Below are 14,273 nucleotides of genomic sequence, written 5' to 3' on the forward strand. Positions count from 1 at the left end.
TCGTTGATTTTATTAAAAAATCACCGTTGGCTGGGGGACCTGGATTCGAACCAAGACTAACGGAGTCAGAGTCCGCTGTTCTACCCTTAAACTATCCCCCAAAACGTAAGTTTCCAACGCTTTGGAACCAAGAGCGAAAGTGTTGCTTCAGCTTCATACGAAGCTTCGGTGAGCGCGCTTTCGTTCGGTGCCGCCTTCTAGCATATTTGCCAGTTCAATCAAGCCCCGAATTCCGATTGATGAAATATTGGGTAAGGCCCATGAAAACCCGCCTGTTCTCGACCCGCAGGGGATGTTAGCAAATCAAGCTCTATTTTCTTTCAGCCGTGGAAAGGCGGAACTGTTCGTTGAGCGTTGCAGCCTGTTTTCTCGTATTGGCCGGCGGCTTTGTCGGCGGCGTCGCCCGATTCGCCCTTTCCCGTTTCGTTGACGGCCAAACGGGGAGGGCGTTTCAATGGGGTACGTTAGCCGTGAATATAAGCGGCGCGTTTCTTGCCGGGGCTGTTGCCGGGCTCTCACATTCCGCCGGCGGCGTTTTTGCAAGTGAGATGTTCCGCGCGTTTGTCATGGTGGGAGTGCTCGGCGGTTATACCACTGTTTCCTCCTTCGCGCTGCAAAGCGTGGACATGTGCCTCAAGGGTGAGACGCGGCCGGCATTCATCTATGTCGCCATGTCCGCCATTTTTAGCGTCGTCGCGGCGGCTGCCGGATTCGCACTTGCCGGATGAGGAAGTAATGAAAAGTCTTTCATCCGTGACGGGCAGGCTCCACCTCGTAGTCGGTTGCGGCGCGGGTCTCGGCGCGCTGCTGCGTTTTGCTTCAGGGCTGCTGTTTTCGGAATTTGGGCTGGGCGCCCTCTGGGCGACCGCCTTCGTCAATATCCTAGGCTCTTTTGTCATCACGCTCTTCGCCGCCAGCACCGGGCCTAACGGTCGTTGGCCTGCGGGAACAGCGGCGCGGCAATTCGTGATGGGCGGCATATGCGGCGGTTTCACCACCTTTTCCACAATGAGCCTCGATACGTTTTTGCTTTTACACCAGGGCGAGCCCGTGCGGGCGGTTGGTTATCTCGTGCTTGTGCTGTTTCTCTCACTTGCCGCTGCTTGGGCCGGCTATTTTCTGGCGAGGTCGGTTAAGAGATAAGACCTGCGAAGGTCTTGGTTATTTTACAAAGCGCTGTTACATTGGTCTCAACATGAAGACTGACAGCGCCCGCCTGCGTGCCTAGCGGTTTCGCGCGGCGCCTGTGAAGGACAAGACCTTGAAGAACCCCGACGAGGAGGCGGCTGCAGAGCCGCGCGACGGGGCGTCCGGCGGGAATGGCGCGCGTGATGAGGCGCGCAATTTCGCCAGAAGCGGCAAGCGGGAACACCGCAGGCCCGTAGCCGCATCGGCAGAACCGAGAGAGGTTGCCGATTCGGGGCGCCCGGATCCAGAGCAGAAGAAACGCGCGCGCCGCCGCCGGCGCGGCAAGGCGAAGTCGCGGGGAAGCGCGGCCCTGGCTGCCGCCGCGGAGCCCGCGCCTGCCAGGCCTGCTGCGCCGAAGTCCTCCCACCGCCGCCGCTCGAAGCGCGGCAGGCAGGGCCGCGTTGCTGCTGCACCGCTCAACGCCGCATCGGAGAAACGGGTCGCCCCGGCGCGGCCCGCCAGCCCGCAAGCCGACCCGCGCCCGCGCGGCGTTTCCGGTGCGGAAACCTCGCCGCTCTATGCGGCATTGGACCTTGGCACCAACAATTGCCGCCTTCTCATTGCCTCGCCGACCCGGCCCGGCCAGTTCCGGGTCGTCGATGCCTTCTCGCGCATCGTCCGGCTGGGGGAGGGGCTCGGCTCGACAGGCCGCTTGAGCGACAGGGCCATGGATCGCGCCGTCGAAGCGCTGAAAATCTGCCGCGACAAGCTTGCGTCGAAAACGGTCCGCAAATCCCGGCTGATCGCCACAGAGGCCTGCCGTTCGGCGGCAAATGGTGCGGAATTTCTGGGCCGCGTCCGGGAGGAAACCGGGCTGGAGCTCGAAATCGTCGACCGGCAGACCGAGGCGCGCCTCGCCGTGTCCGGCTGCGGCACGCTGGTGGACCGCGATGCGGAGGCCATCGTGCTCTTCGATATCGGCGGCGGCTCGTCGGAAATCGCGCTTATCGATGTCTCGCGCCGCCGCTCGCCGCGGCTGGCGGAGCATATCATCGCCTGGACCTCGCTGCCCATCGGCGTGGTCACGCTGGCCGAACGCTTCGGCGGGCGGGTGGTTACGCGCGAGAGCTTCGCCGCCATGGTGGCCCATGTCGCGGAAATGATCGAGGCCTTCTCCGACCGGCACAAGCTGGGGGATCTGGCGAAAAGCCCGCGCTTCCACCTCATCGGCACCTCGGGGACGGTAACGACCCTCGCCGGCATTCATCTGGGGCTCCAGCGGTATGACCGCAGGCGCATCGACGGCATGTGGATGGATCAGGACGATGTGACCAGCATGACGAGCCGGCTCCTTTCCTGGGATTTCGACGCGCGCGTCGCCAATCCCTGTATCGGCGCGGACCGGGCCGATCTGGTGCTGGCGGGCTGCGCCATCCTCGATGCCATCCGCAATGTCTGGCCAAGCCGGAAGCTGCGGGTTGCCGACAGGGGGTTGCGCGAGGGAATATTGACGGAACTGATGTCGCGGGATGGCGCCTGGCGCGACCATAACCGGACCAATGGCAGGCATTCATGAAAAAACCAGGCGGCACCAAAGCCGGGGGCCGGGGCGGCGCAGGTACGCGCGGCCTCTATACGCGCGTCAAGAAGAAGCCGGGAACGATCAAGGAATCCTCGCGCCGCTGGCTCGAGCGGCACATGAACGATCCTTACGTGCAAAAGTCGAAGCAGGAAGGTTACCGCTCCCGCGCGGCCTTCAAGCTGATCGAGATCGACGAGCGCTATCATATTCTGAAAAAGGGCCAGAAGATCATCGATCTCGGCGCCGCGCCCGGCGGCTGGAGCCAGATCGCGGCCCGGATCGTCGGCTCGACCGACCAGGACCCGCATGTCGTCGGCATCGATTATCTCGATGTCGATCCCTTGCCCGGCGTCACCCTGCTGAAGATGGACTTTCTCGATGAGCAAGCGCCGGAAAAGCTGATCGAAGCGCTGGGCGGACAGCCCGACGTGGTCCTTTCCGACATGGCCGCCCCCACCACCGGCCACCGCCGCACCGACCATTTGCGCACCGCGCACCTATGCGAAGTCGCCGCCGATTTCGCCATTTCGGTACTGAAGCCCGGCGGCCATTTCCTGACCAAGACCTTCCAGGGCGGCACGGAAAACGAGCTTCTGACGCTTCTAAAACAGAACTTCCGCTCCGTCCATCATGTGAAGCCTCCGGCATCCCGCGCGGAGTCGGTGGAGCTCTATTTGCTGGCGCGGGAGTTCAAGGGGTGATGGAGTTGACTACATCACGGGGCTGATGTAGTCTGCTCTGTATGGGGGAAGCGATAGAAATAATAGACGAACGGATCAGATTTTCCGACGGCTCGTTTATTGAGTTGTCGGTATTCGCACTGCCGAAGCCTGTTGCCGGATCGACGCATAATTACAAATACCGCCTTGCCTATGTCGTGTCGGATGAATGCGTGATGCGGTACGACAACGAGGCTAGGAAAGGCGATCATAAGCACATTGGGAGAAAGCAATTTCCGTATCACTTCGTCGATATCGATACACTGCTATATGACTTCTATACGGAAGTAGGAAGGATGAGGACATGAAGACCCTTAGGATCAGAGTCGAATCATTCGAGGAGGTTATTGCCCAAACCATACGCGCCGTGAAAGCGGGTGTGGAAGCAAAAGAGGCGCTTTATACCTTCCTCACCTACGAAGATTTGCACCGCACGCTCACGCCGAAACGGATTGATATCCTTAATGCGATGAAGGGCAAGGGCGCGCTGTCAATGCGCGAAGTGGCTCGTCTGGTCGGCCGTGATTTCAAAGGCGTCCATACCGATCTCGACGCCATGCGTACGTGCGGATTGATCGACCGCGCTCCAGAAGGCGGGGTAATCCTGCCCTACAACGAAGTGCGGATCGACATTACGCTAGCTGCCCGCGCAGCTTGAGCCAGCATGATTGCGAACCGAAGGTCAGCGTCAGCAAAAAGTTGCAGACTTTTCGGTCAAGATCATGCGGCAAAAAGTGTCACTTCCCCACCGCCGCATCGCCTGCCTCGCTTTTTTCAATCCTCTTGTGCAGTTCGCGACCTGCATCAGGCGCGAGCCTGACGAAGAAGAAGAAGGAGAGCGCCGAGGCGAAGGCCACCACGAAAAACGCGATGTGAAAGTCTTCCAACTGCAATGGCCCGCCATGGACCGCGGTGCTGAGCTCGAGCACCACGCCTGCGAGCGCAACGCCGAGCGCGATCGAGATCTGCTGCGCCACCGAGGTGATGGGCGTCGCCTGGCTGGTCTGCGTGTCGGGAATTTCGGCGAAGGCGAGGGCGTTGACCCCGGTGAAGAACAGCGAGCGGATGATGCCGCTGACGAGCAGCAGCGGCATGATCAGTGTATAGGGCGTCAGCGGCGTGAAGAGGCCGTTCACCGCCATCAGCGCCGCTGAAGCCAGCGAGCCGATGATGAGGATGCGGCGGAAGCCGAAACGGGTGAAGATGCGGTTTACGCCGAATTTCATGGTCATCGCGCCGACGGCGATGACGAATGTGACCGTGCCCGACTGGAATGGGTCGAGGCCGAATCCGATCTGGAACATCATCGGCAGGAGAAACGGCATGGCGCCGACGCCGAGCCGGAAGATGCTGCCGCCGATGACGGCGGTCTTGAACACCTCGTTCCTGAACAGCGAAAGATCGAGCAGCGGATTGGGCGTCCGCTTCGCGTGCCACACATAGAGAATGCTGGACACGAACCCAATAGCGATCGTGACGATGCCGATGATCGGGGGCATATAGGGCATGCTCACCACGGAAAGCCCGAAGATGATGGCCGACATGCCGATGCCGGAAAGGAAGAACCCCGGCCAGTCGAGCGGCCGGAGCGACCGCTCCGTGTCATCGGGCAGCACGCGGGTTGCAAACCAGATGCCGAGAAACCCGATGGGCACATTGATGAGGAAGATCCAGTGCCAGCTGAAATAGGTGGTGATGAAACCGCCGACCGGCGCGCCGATCAGCGGGCCGACAAGCGCGGGAATGGTGAGCCAGGCCATGGCCGAGACGAGCTCGTGGCGCGGCGTCGAGCGCACCAGCACCAGCCGCCCCACCGGCGTCATCATCGCGCCGCCCATGCCCTGCAGAAAGCGCGACACGACGAAAGCGAAGAGCGAATTCGAAATCGCGCAGGCCACGGAGCCGACGACGAAGACGGCAATCGCCGCGCGGAAGACGTTCTTCGCGCCGAAACGGTCGGCCATCCAGCCGCTGACCGGGATGAACACGGCGAGCGCGACGAGATAGGCGGTGAAGGCCAGCTTCAGCGCGATGGGGCTCGTGCCGATGTCTGCCGCGATGGCCGGGAGCGAGGTGGAAATGATGCTCGAATCCATCTGCTCCATGAACAGGGCGACGGCCAGCACGAGGGGTATGATACGGTTCACGATTGAAATCCAATCATGGCGGAGACAAAAGGCGGGATATTGCGCTGCCCGCGCGCGTGCGCCTATCTACGCCTATCCTGCCCTGTTTCATCTCACAATCGGTTGATACTTTCCAAAACAACCCATTGTTCTATTGTCACCAAGCATGTGTTATTCCTGTTAACAGGGTCTAAAGGCAGGGGCTTGGGTGACGCAATGCCCGGCAAAGACCGATAACCCCAAGGGAACAGGAGAGTGAGTGCATGCAGTCTGCAACGATTTCCCGCCGCGCTCTGTTCCAGGCATCCGCTGTTATCGCGGGCGGCCTGGCTTCGCCGCAAATCATGATCCGCGCGGCGGAGGCCGCCGTACCGTTTTCCGACGCGAAGCCCGCGCGCTTCAGCCGCTTCAAGCTGGGCGATTTCGAAGTGACGGCCATTCTGGACGGCCTTCGCCCCGGCGACGGGCCGTATCCGACCTTCGGCGCCAATCAAAGCCAGGAGGCGATGGCTGGGCTGATGCGGCAGAACTTCCTGCCCGAGACGAAATATGTCAACGGCTTCACGCCGGTGCTGGTCAATACCGGCTCTGATCTCGTGCTGTTCGACACCGGCTTTGGGGAAGGGGGCCGCGCCAACGGCCTCGGCCAACTCGCCGCGACCATGAAGGCGTCAGGCTATTCGCCCGATCAGGTCAGCCTCGTCGTGCTGACGCATCTGCATGGCGACCATATCGGCGGCCTGACGGAAGGGGAGAACCCGGCTTTTCCCAATGCCCGCTATGTCGTGGGTGAGGCCGAATATGATTTCTGGACCAGCCCCGACCGCACCGGCACACCCGCCGAGGGCAATGCCAAGATCGTCAAGGCAAAGGTCGTGCCGCTGGCGGAAAAGACCAGCTTCATCAAGCCGGGCGATGCCGTCGTGGCGGGCATTACCAGCGAGGACGCCTCCGGCCACACGCCGGGCCACATGATCTTCCGCCTGGAATCGGGCGGCAAGCAGCTGATCCTGACCGCGGACACGGCAAACCACTTTGTCGCCTCGCTGCAGCGTCCCGACTGGCACGTCGCCTTCGACATCGACAAGGACCGCGCCGCCAACACCCGCAAGCGCGTGTTCGACATGATCGCCACCGACCGCCTGCCGTTCATCGGCTACCACATGCCGTTTCCGGCGGTGGGGTATGTGGAAAAGCTGGATGTGGGGTATCGCTTCGTGCCGGTGAGCTATCAGTTCGAGATATAGGGAAGCGAGTTCGCGCCCTCCCTCCCCCTTGCGGGGAGGGTGGCCCGAAGGGTCGGGTGGGGGTGGTGACGTTTGCGCTTACTTCGAAAACCCTAGCGCAAACGTCGCCACCCCCATCCGCCCGCTAACGGGGGCACCTTCCCCGCAAGGGGGAAGGAGGGCGCGAGCTTCTACTCCCTCACTGCCGCTTCCCGTTCCTTCTCCCGCGCCCGCCGCTTCCGCAGCGCATCCGCCAAATATCCGCGCGACAGCCCATGATAGAGCGGCTCGTGCGAGATGAGCCGCGCCGCGCCATAGCCGATCATCGAGGCGCACATCAGCGGGATGACGTTATTGTGGTTGCCCGTCATTTCGAGGATGATGACGAAGGCGGTCATCGGCGCCTGCACCACGCCCGCGAAATAGCCGGCCATGCCGAGCACGGCGGCAAGGCTTGCATTGGCGCCGAAGAGGAGGCCGAGCGACGAGCCGAGGCCCGCTCCGACCGCCAGCGACGGCGCGAAAATGCCCCCGGGAATGCCTGAGATCGTCGAGAGCAGTCCGGCCAGGAACTTGCCGAGGAAGAAGAGCGGCGGCAGCGACGCGCCCTCGATGGCGCTTCTGGCCTGGTCATACCCGGTGCCGAAGGTTTCGCCGCCTGAGACGACGCCGATCAGCGCCACGGCGAGGCCGCAGGCAGCGGCGATCATCATGATGCGTCCGAGCGGCCATGGCTGGATCAGCCGCTTGATGCGCCGCGCCGCATAAAGCACGGCGGCGCTGAAGATCGCCCCGACCAGCCCGCCCACGGCGCCGCACACGAACACCAGCGCCCAATCTTCGCCGCCTGAAGTCGTCACGCTGGTAGTGCCGAAATAGGTGTAGTTGCCCACTAACCCAAGCGAGGCGAGACCGGCGAGGATGACGGCGGAAACCACCAGCCCGTTGGTGCGCGCGGCATAGGCGCGACCCATCTCCTCGATGGCGAAGACGATGCCCGCGAGCGGCGCGTTGAACGCCGCCGCGATGCCCGCCGCCGACCCGGCGAGAATCAGCCCGCGCGCCTGCTCCATGCCGCCGATCTTGGCCGAAAGCAGCATGATCGACGCGCCCACCTGCACCGTCGGCCCCTCGCGGCCTATCGATGCGCCTGAAAAAAGCCCAACAATGGTGAGGAAAATCTTGCCCAGCGTCATGCGCAGCGAGAGCAGTCCCTCGCGGTCCTCGTCATTGGTCAGGTGCCGCGCCGCGATGGCCTGCGGAATGCCGCTGCCCTCGGAATTGGGAAAATAGCGATGGGCCATGAAGGCGCAGAACACGAAGCCGACAGGCGTAATGATCAATGGCAGCCATCGATGCCAGCCGCCGCCGGTGGTGATGCCATGGAACAGCTCCTGCGCCTGATCCGCCGCATAGGCGAAGGCGACACTGATGCAGCCGATCGCCAGCGCGCCCGCCCAGAACACCAGCCGGGGTTTCCACAACCGGGGCGTCCAGATGACATGAGAACGTCTGAGCACGCGTCTATAGGCGGGATGCACGGATCAATAACCTCTTGTTTCAAGTCACATTTCCAGAACCCGTCGTTTTAGGCCGGAAACAATGCGCGCGCCCTCCAGCGTAACGGCGGGGACTGCCGTCGAGGCATGGATTCCTGTGACAAGCACAGGAATGACGAGGTGAGAACGGTATACCCACCATGACCGCAGATCACGCCGCGAGGCGCCAGATTGGCGACGACGGCCAAACCGCCGTCATTCCTGTGCTTGTCACAGGAATCCATGCCTCGACATTTCCATCCCAACAACGGGTCAGAACGCTTTGAGCGACCAAAACTCAAGTTCGCTCCATCCCCGGTTTAACACGGATGGGGTGAATGAAAACAATATATTGTGTTTTCGGCCCTTCCCATCTGGACATATCCATGTTACCAGCCCGTGCCAATCCAAATGAAGCACCACGAACTCGTCGCCCCGGAACCGGGAGCGGCGTTTTCATCATTTTAAGGGAATTGGCACATGGCGCGCATCATTGAATCCCCCACCGGAGCCCTCGCTCTCACCTTCGATGACGTGCTGTTGCAGCCCGGCCATTCCGAGGTGATGCCGGGGCAGACCGATATCCGCACCATGATCGCGCCGGATATCGAACTGAACCTGCCGCTCCTTTCCGCCGCCATGGATACGGTTACGGAGTCGCGCCTTGCCATCGCCATGGCGCAGGCGGGCGGCATCGGCGTCATCCACCGCAATCTTTCGCCGGAACGGCAGGCGGAGGAAGTGCGGCAGGTCAAGAAATTCGAGTCCGGCATGGTGGTGAACCCCGTCACCATCGGCCCCGACGCGACGCTGGCCGAGGCGCAGGCGCTGATGCGCGCCCATGGCATTTCCGGCATTCCCGTCGTCGAGGGCAGCGCCAGCCGTCCGGGCCGTCTCGTCGGCATCCTCACCAACCGCGACGTGCGCTTCGCCTCCGATCCGAAGCAGAAGATCCACGAGCTGATGACGCGCGAGAGGCTCATCACCGTGCGTGAGAATGTCGAGCAGGAGGAAGCCAAGCGCCTGCTCCATCAGCACCGCATCGAGAAGCTGCTGGTCGTCGACAATGAAGGCCGCTGCGTCGGCCTCATCACCGTCAAGGACATCGAGAAGTCGCAGTTGAACCCCAACGCCGCTAAGGACGCGCAAGGCCGTCTGCGCGTTGCGGCAGCTTCCAGCGTCGGCGACGACGGCTTCGAGCGCGCCGAGCGGCTGATCGATGCGGGCGTCGACGTCCTCGTCATCGACACCGCCCATGGCCATTCGCAGCGCGTGCTCGACGCGGTGACGCGGGCAAAGAAGCTTTCCAACGCCGTGCGGATCATCGCCGGCAATGTCGCGACGGCCGAGGGCACCCGGGCCCTGATCGACGCGGGCGCGGACGCCGTCAAGGTCGGCATCGGGCCAGGCTCCATCTGCACCACGCGCATCGTCGCGGGCGTCGGCGTGCCGCAGCTTTCGGCCATCATGTCGGCAGTGGAAGCGGCGCATAAATCCGGCGTACCCGTCATTGCCGATGGCGGCATCAAATTCTCAGGCGATTTCGCCAAGGCCCTTGCGGCGGGCGCCGCCGCCGCCATGGCGGGCTCGCTGCTGGCAGGCACCGAGGAAAGCCCCGGCGAGGTCTATCTCCATCAGGGCCGCTCCTTCAAGGCCTATCGCGGCATGGGCTCCGTCGGCGCCATGGCGCGCGGCTCGGCGGACCGTTATTTCCAGGCCGAAGTGCGCGATGAGCTGAAGCTGGTCCCTGAAGGCATCGAGGGGCAGGTGGCCTATAAGGGGCCGGTTGCAGGCGTGCTGCACCAGCTCGCCGGTGGCCTCCGCGCCTCCATGGGCTATGTCGGGGCGAAGAACCTGCAGGAATTCCGCGAGAAGGCGACATTCGTACGCATCACCAATGCGGGCCTGCGCGAGAGCCACACGCATGATGTGACGATCACGAGGGAGAGCCCGAACTATCCGGGAAATGCGTGAGGGCTGGCGGCTCCGATAGAGCGGAATAGGTGCATGACATGGCCCAAGATCTGCAAATTCTTATTATCATGGGCAGTGTCCGGAAGAACCGGCTTTGCCCAGACATTGCGAAATGGGTTGCGCTGATCGGAGCGGAAATCATCCCCGAAGCGGCGATCGAGATTGTCGATCTGCGTGACTGGCCGCTTCCCATGGACGCGGAGCCTGGTGTTCCCGCCCATTCGGACTATGTGTCCGATAGCACGAAAGCCTGGAGCGCAAAGGTCGCGGCAGCGAATGGATTCGTCTTCGTTACGCCGCAGTATAATTGGGGGTATCCCGCTGCCCTCAAGAACGCGATCGATCATCTTTACCGCGAATGGCGCGATAAGCCTGCGGTGATCGTGAGCTATGGCGGTCACGGCGGCGGAAAATGCGCGTCCCAGCTCCGCGAGGTTCTAAGCGGCCTCAAGATGCGCGTCGTACCGGAAATGCCCGGCCTCACTTTGGCGAAGTCGGTCATCGAGGCGAATCCCGGCCGTCTCGACGCCGGCATCGCCTTTGCCGATCAGCGCCCCGTGATCGCACAGGCATTTCAAGCGCTTGCTGCATTAGCGTGACCGTGACACTGACGTCGAAAAGTTTTGCGCCACGATAACGGAGGGTACCTGGCAGGGCAGAGGAGGGCGGGTACTATCCTTCTACGTTTGGCTGTAAAGTGATATAACCACATCGGGGGAGAACCAAACCATGTCCCAAACCGCCATCTTCTGGCCGATGATCGTGCAGACGGCGCTGGTTTACGCCGTCTATGTCATCACTTCCATCCGCCGCACCAGCGCCGTCAAGACCGGCGTTGCGCGGGCAGGGGACTTCAAGCTGCCCTTCACCGAACCCGCCCCCAGCGCGACGGCGATCCGCAACCTGGCGAACCAGTTCGAGCTGCCGGTGTTGTTCTATGTGGTCTGCCTGTCGCTCTACGTCGTGAACGGCGCGACGCTCATTGCCGTGCTTTTAGCCTGGGCCTTTGTTATCAGCCGCATCCTGCACACAGCCGTGCATGTCACCTCGAACGATCTGCGGCTGGGGCGGCCGCTGTTCATCGCCGGGTTTGTCATCAATGCGCTGTTGTGGATTTGGCTGGCGGTGTGGTTGCTGCGGGGGTAGCCATAAGCGTCGGCGGGACAGCTCGCGCCCTTCCTTCCCCCTTGCGGGGAAGGTGCCCGCGTTAGCGGGCGGATGGGGGTGGTGACGTTGCGCTTGCTTCGAAGACCGTGGCGCAAACGTCACCACCCCCACCCGACCCCTACGGGGCCACCCTCCCCGCAAGGGGGAGGGAGGGCGCTACAACCCCGCCATCTCCTCCTCCCCCAACCGCAACACCCCCGCGCTCTCCCCGACACACCCCGCAAGCGCGCGAAAATCCGCCTGCCGCTCGCTCTGTCTTCGCCAGATGAGGCCGATCTCCCGTTTCGGCTCGCTCCCCGCAAAGGGCACCACCCGGATTTTCATCCGCGCGGCTTCCGCCCGCACGGCGATTTCGGGGATGAGCGTCAGACCCATGCCATGGCTCACCATTTGCAGCAGCGTCGCCATGCTCGTGGCGCCATAGTTCACCAATTGCCGTTGACGGGTCGCCGAGCACACCGCCAGCGCCTGCTCGCGCAGGCAATGGCCTTCTTCCAATAGCAACAGCCGCTCCACCGCCACATTCTCCTGCGTCATGGGCGATGAAAGAATGTCATGGTCGTTTTCGGATGTGGCGATGAGAAACCGGTCGTGGAACACCGGCTCCACTGTCAGCCGGTCATCCTCGATCGGCAAGGCCGCCACGACGGCGTCGAGGTCCCCGGCGCGCAAATCCTCCAGCAGCTTGGAAGTGACGGCTTCCTTCAGCTCCATCTTTAGGGCCGGATAGCGCTCGCGCAGGAGCGGGATGAGCATCGGCACCAGATAGGGCGCGATGGTGGGGATGATTCCGAGCCGGATGCGCCCCTGCAAGACACCGCCCCGCTGCGCCGCGATGTCCTCCAGCGCCTGGATTTCCATGAGGATGCTGCGGATCCGGGGCAGGAGCCTCTCGCCCATGTCAGTCAGCATCACCGATTTGCGCGTCCGCTCGAAGAGCTGGCTGCCCACGATCTCCTCCATTTCGGCGATCTGCGCAGAGAGCGCGGGCTGTGAGACATGCGCCAGTTCCGCCGCCTTGCGGAAATGCAATGTGGTTGCCAGCGCCTCGAAATAGCGCATTTGCCTGATGGTGAACATGATAGGATTTGCTTATCAGAAATCACATCAAATTCAATTGGAAGTTATAATTAGAATAATTCCATATTGGCGGCACAAAGCAGGGTTACGCAAACGGGACGCCGGTTCTGGTGAAATCCTGCCCAACCAGAACGGGCTGGCAGTTTGCCGGCCCGGCCAATCACTTTCATGGAACAGAGGAGCATTTCATGGCTGACCGTCCGACATTGACCACGACCGCAGGCGCGCCTGTTGCCGACAACCAGAATTCGCTGACCGCGGGCGAGCGCGGCCCGGTGCTGCTGCAGGACTATCAGCTGATCGAAAAGCTTGCCCACCAGAACCGCGAGCGCATCCCCGAGCGCGTCGTCCACGCCAAGGGTTGGGGCGCTTACGGTACGCTCAAGATCACTGGCGATATCTCGGCCTACACCCGCGCCAAGGCGCTGCAGCCGGGTGCGGAAACGCCGCTGCTCCTGCGCTTTTCCACCGTCGCGGGCGAGCTTGGCGCGGCCGATGCCGAGCGCGACGTGCGCGGCTTCGCGGTCAAGTTCTACACCGAGGAAGGCAATTGGGATCTGGTCGGCAACAACACGCCGGTCTTTTTCGTGCGTGACCCGCTGAAATTCCCCGATTTCATTCACACCCAGAAGCGCCACCCGAAGACCAATCTGCGCTCCGCCACGGCGATGTGGGATTTCTGGTCGCTCTCGCCCGAAAGCTTGCACCAGATCACCATCCTGATGTCCGACCGCGGCCTGCCGGCCGCGCCCATGTTCATGAACGGCTATGGCTCGCACACCTATTCCTTCTGGAACGATGCGGGCGAGCGCTTCTGGGTAAAATTCCATTTCAAGACGCTGCAAGGCCACAAGACCTACACCAATGAGGAAGCCGAGCAGGTCATCGGCAAGACCCGCGAGAGCTATCAGGAAGAGCTTTTCGGCGCCATCGAGCGCGGCGAATTTCCGAAATGGAAGGTTCAGGTGCAGATCATGCCCGAACTCGACGCCGAAAAGACGCCCTACAACCCCTTCGACCTGACCAAGGTCTGGCCCCATGCCGATTACCCGCCGGTCGATATCGGCGTGCTGGAATTGAACCGCAATCCAGAGAACTATTTCGCCGAAATCGAGCAGGCCGCATTCTCCCCGTCGAACATCGTGCCGGGCATCGGCTTTTCGCCCGACAAGATGCTGCAGGCGCGCATCTTCTCCTATGCCGACGCCCACCGCTATCGCCTCGGCACCCATTACGAGGCGCTGCCCGTCAACGCGCCGCGCTGCCCGGTGCATCATTATCATAAGGACGGCCAGATGAATTTCTTCGGCCAGAAGACCGGCAGCCGGGATGCCTATTACGAGCCGAACTCCTTCTCGGGCGCGGCTGAAAAGCCCTCCGTCAAGGAGCCGCCGCTCAGGATTTCCGGCGACGCCGACCGCTACAACCACCGCCTCGGCAATGACGATTACTCGCAGCCGCGCGCGCTGTTCAACCTGTTCGATGCAGGGCAAAAGGCGCGCCTCTTCTCCAATATCGCCGCCGCGATGAAGGGCGTGCCCGGCCATATCATCGAACGCCAGCTCGCTCATTTCCATCTGGTGCATCCGGATTATGAGGCTGGCGTCCGCGCGGCGCTGAAGGAAGCGCATGGCTACGAGGCCACCGCCATCTCCAACGAGGAAAAGTCGGTCGCGGCGGAATAGCTCCGCCCTCCTTCCCCCTTGCGGGGAAGGTGTCCGCGTTAGCGGGCG

General features: G+C 62.3%; 14 protein-coding genes and 1 tRNA gene. 11 read left to right on the forward strand and 4 right to left on the reverse strand.

From position 1 onward, the window contains the following. Window positions 1-27: 27 nt before the first annotated feature. Window positions 28-101, reverse strand: a tRNA-Gln gene (locus ACOWVG_RS01150). A 246-nt stretch (window positions 102-347) separates the two neighbouring features. On the opposite strand from ACOWVG_RS01150, the gene crcB reads away from it, so the two are divergent. From crcB to ACOWVG_RS01180, 6 genes are all read left to right on the forward strand, one after another. Further along, window positions 348-728 (forward strand): fluoride efflux transporter CrcB, encoded by a 381-nt coding sequence (gene crcB / locus ACOWVG_RS01155; protein ID WP_420959607.1) that lies wholly within the window; start codon window positions 348-350, stop codon window positions 726-728. A gap of 7 nt (window positions 729-735) precedes the next feature. Further along, window positions 736-1,143 (forward strand): CrcB family protein, encoded by a 408-nt coding sequence (locus ACOWVG_RS01160; RefSeq protein ID WP_420959608.1) that lies wholly within the window; start codon window positions 736-738, stop codon window positions 1,141-1,143. A gap of 118 nt (window positions 1,144-1,261) precedes the next feature. Beyond that, entirely contained in the window at window positions 1,262-2,704 is a 1,443-nt protein-coding gene (locus tag ACOWVG_RS01165) for a Ppx/GppA phosphatase family protein (protein WP_420959609.1), read from the forward strand. Next, the gene (locus ACOWVG_RS01170) at window positions 2,701-3,411 is read left to right on the forward strand and encodes an RlmE family RNA methyltransferase (RefSeq protein WP_420959611.1); all 711 of its coding nucleotides are present in this window, start codon (window positions 2,701-2,703) and stop codon (window positions 3,409-3,411) included. Before ACOWVG_RS01165 ends, ACOWVG_RS01170 begins: the two co-directional genes overlap by 4 nt. Window positions 3,412-3,452: 41 nt before the next feature. Continuing rightward, window positions 3,453-3,737 carry a toxin-antitoxin system TumE family protein gene (locus tag ACOWVG_RS01175; RefSeq protein ID WP_420959613.1) on the forward strand — a complete coding sequence of 95 codons (285 nt, stop codon included), beginning with the start codon at window positions 3,453-3,455 and terminating at the stop codon, window positions 3,735-3,737. Next, on the forward strand, window positions 3,734-4,087 hold the full coding sequence (locus tag ACOWVG_RS01180) for a transcriptional regulator (protein WP_420959614.1): 354 nt from the start codon (window positions 3,734-3,736) through the stop codon (window positions 4,085-4,087). Before ACOWVG_RS01175 ends, ACOWVG_RS01180 begins: the two co-directional genes overlap by 4 nt. 79 nt (window positions 4,088-4,166) lie before the next feature. Here the strand turns inward: ACOWVG_RS01180 and ACOWVG_RS01185 are convergent, their stop codons facing one another. Further along, window positions 4,167-5,576, reverse strand: a complete 1,410-nt coding sequence (locus ACOWVG_RS01185; protein ID WP_420959615.1) for a DHA2 family efflux MFS transporter permease subunit — start codon at window positions 5,574-5,576, stop codon at window positions 4,167-4,169. A gap of 242 nt (window positions 5,577-5,818) precedes the next feature. Here ACOWVG_RS01185 and ACOWVG_RS01190 point away from each other — a divergent pair, with 242 nt between their 5' ends. Then, window positions 5,819-6,802, forward strand: a complete 984-nt coding sequence (locus tag ACOWVG_RS01190; RefSeq protein ID WP_420959616.1) for an MBL fold metallo-hydrolase — start codon at window positions 5,819-5,821, stop codon at window positions 6,800-6,802. Between the two features lie 170 nt (window positions 6,803-6,972). On the opposite strand, the gene ACOWVG_RS01195 is transcribed toward ACOWVG_RS01190, so the two are convergent. Continuing rightward, window positions 6,973-8,322, reverse strand: coding sequence for a chloride channel protein (locus tag ACOWVG_RS01195; RefSeq protein WP_420959617.1), 1,350 nt, complete (start codon window positions 8,320-8,322; stop codon window positions 6,973-6,975). 477 nt (window positions 8,323-8,799) lie between these two features. Here ACOWVG_RS01195 and guaB point away from each other — a divergent pair, with 477 nt between their 5' ends. From guaB to ACOWVG_RS01210, 3 genes are all read left to right on the forward strand, one after another. Next, window positions 8,800-10,293 carry an IMP dehydrogenase gene (guaB, locus tag ACOWVG_RS01200; RefSeq protein ID WP_420959618.1) on the forward strand — a complete coding sequence of 498 codons (1,494 nt, stop codon included), beginning with the start codon at window positions 8,800-8,802 and terminating at the stop codon, window positions 10,291-10,293. 38 nt (window positions 10,294-10,331) lie between these two features. Then, a complete protein-coding gene (locus ACOWVG_RS01205; RefSeq protein WP_420959619.1) occupies window positions 10,332-10,892 on the forward strand; it encodes an NADPH-dependent FMN reductase in 561 nt (186 codons plus the stop codon). Window positions 10,893-11,022: 130 nt separating this feature from the next. Next, window positions 11,023-11,439, forward strand: a complete 417-nt coding sequence (locus ACOWVG_RS01210; protein WP_420959621.1) for an MAPEG family protein — start codon at window positions 11,023-11,025, stop codon at window positions 11,437-11,439. A gap of 177 nt (window positions 11,440-11,616) precedes the next feature. Here ACOWVG_RS01210 and ACOWVG_RS01215 read toward each other — a convergent pair whose 3' ends face one another. Next, window positions 11,617-12,540, reverse strand: coding sequence for a LysR substrate-binding domain-containing protein (locus ACOWVG_RS01215; protein WP_420959622.1), 924 nt, complete (start codon window positions 12,538-12,540; stop codon window positions 11,617-11,619). Window positions 12,541-12,728: 188 nt separating this feature from the next. On the opposite strand from ACOWVG_RS01215, the gene katA reads away from it, so the two are divergent. Then, window positions 12,729-14,225 carry a catalase KatA gene (katA, locus tag ACOWVG_RS01220; protein WP_420959623.1) on the forward strand — a complete coding sequence of 499 codons (1,497 nt, stop codon included), beginning with the start codon at window positions 12,729-12,731 and terminating at the stop codon, window positions 14,223-14,225. Window positions 14,226-14,273: the final 48 nt, after the last annotated feature.

Origin of the sequence: Brucella sp. IR073 (assembly GCF_049065735.1) — a bacterium.
Taxonomy (GTDB): domain Bacteria; phylum Pseudomonadota; class Alphaproteobacteria; order Rhizobiales; family Rhizobiaceae; genus Paramesorhizobium.

Coding starts and splice junctions, on each gene's coding strand:
- ACOWVG_RS01160 (WP_420959608.1), top strand. CDS start 736: ATGAAAAGTCTTTCATCCGTGACGGGCAGGCTCCACCTCGTAGTCGGT.
- ACOWVG_RS01170 (WP_420959611.1), top strand. CDS start 2,701: ATGAAAAAACCAGGCGGCACCAAAGCCGGGGGCCGGGGCGGCGCAGGT.
- ACOWVG_RS01175 (WP_420959613.1), top strand. CDS start 3,453: ATGGGGGAAGCGATAGAAATAATAGACGAACGGATCAGATTTTCCGAC.
- ACOWVG_RS01180 (WP_420959614.1), top strand. CDS start 3,734: ATGAAGACCCTTAGGATCAGAGTCGAATCATTCGAGGAGGTTATTGCC.
- ACOWVG_RS01190 (WP_420959616.1), top strand. CDS start 5,819: ATGCAGTCTGCAACGATTTCCCGCCGCGCTCTGTTCCAGGCATCCGCT.
- guaB (WP_420959618.1), top strand. CDS start 8,800: ATGGCGCGCATCATTGAATCCCCCACCGGAGCCCTCGCTCTCACCTTC.
- ACOWVG_RS01205 (WP_420959619.1), top strand. CDS start 10,332: ATGGCCCAAGATCTGCAAATTCTTATTATCATGGGCAGTGTCCGGAAG.
- ACOWVG_RS01210 (WP_420959621.1), top strand. CDS start 11,023: ATGTCCCAAACCGCCATCTTCTGGCCGATGATCGTGCAGACGGCGCTG.
- ACOWVG_RS01215 (WP_420959622.1), bottom strand. CDS start 12,540: ATGTTCACCATCAGGCAAATGCGCTATTTCGAGGCGCTGGCAACCACA.
- katA (WP_420959623.1), top strand. CDS start 12,729: ATGGCTGACCGTCCGACATTGACCACGACCGCAGGCGCGCCTGTTGCC.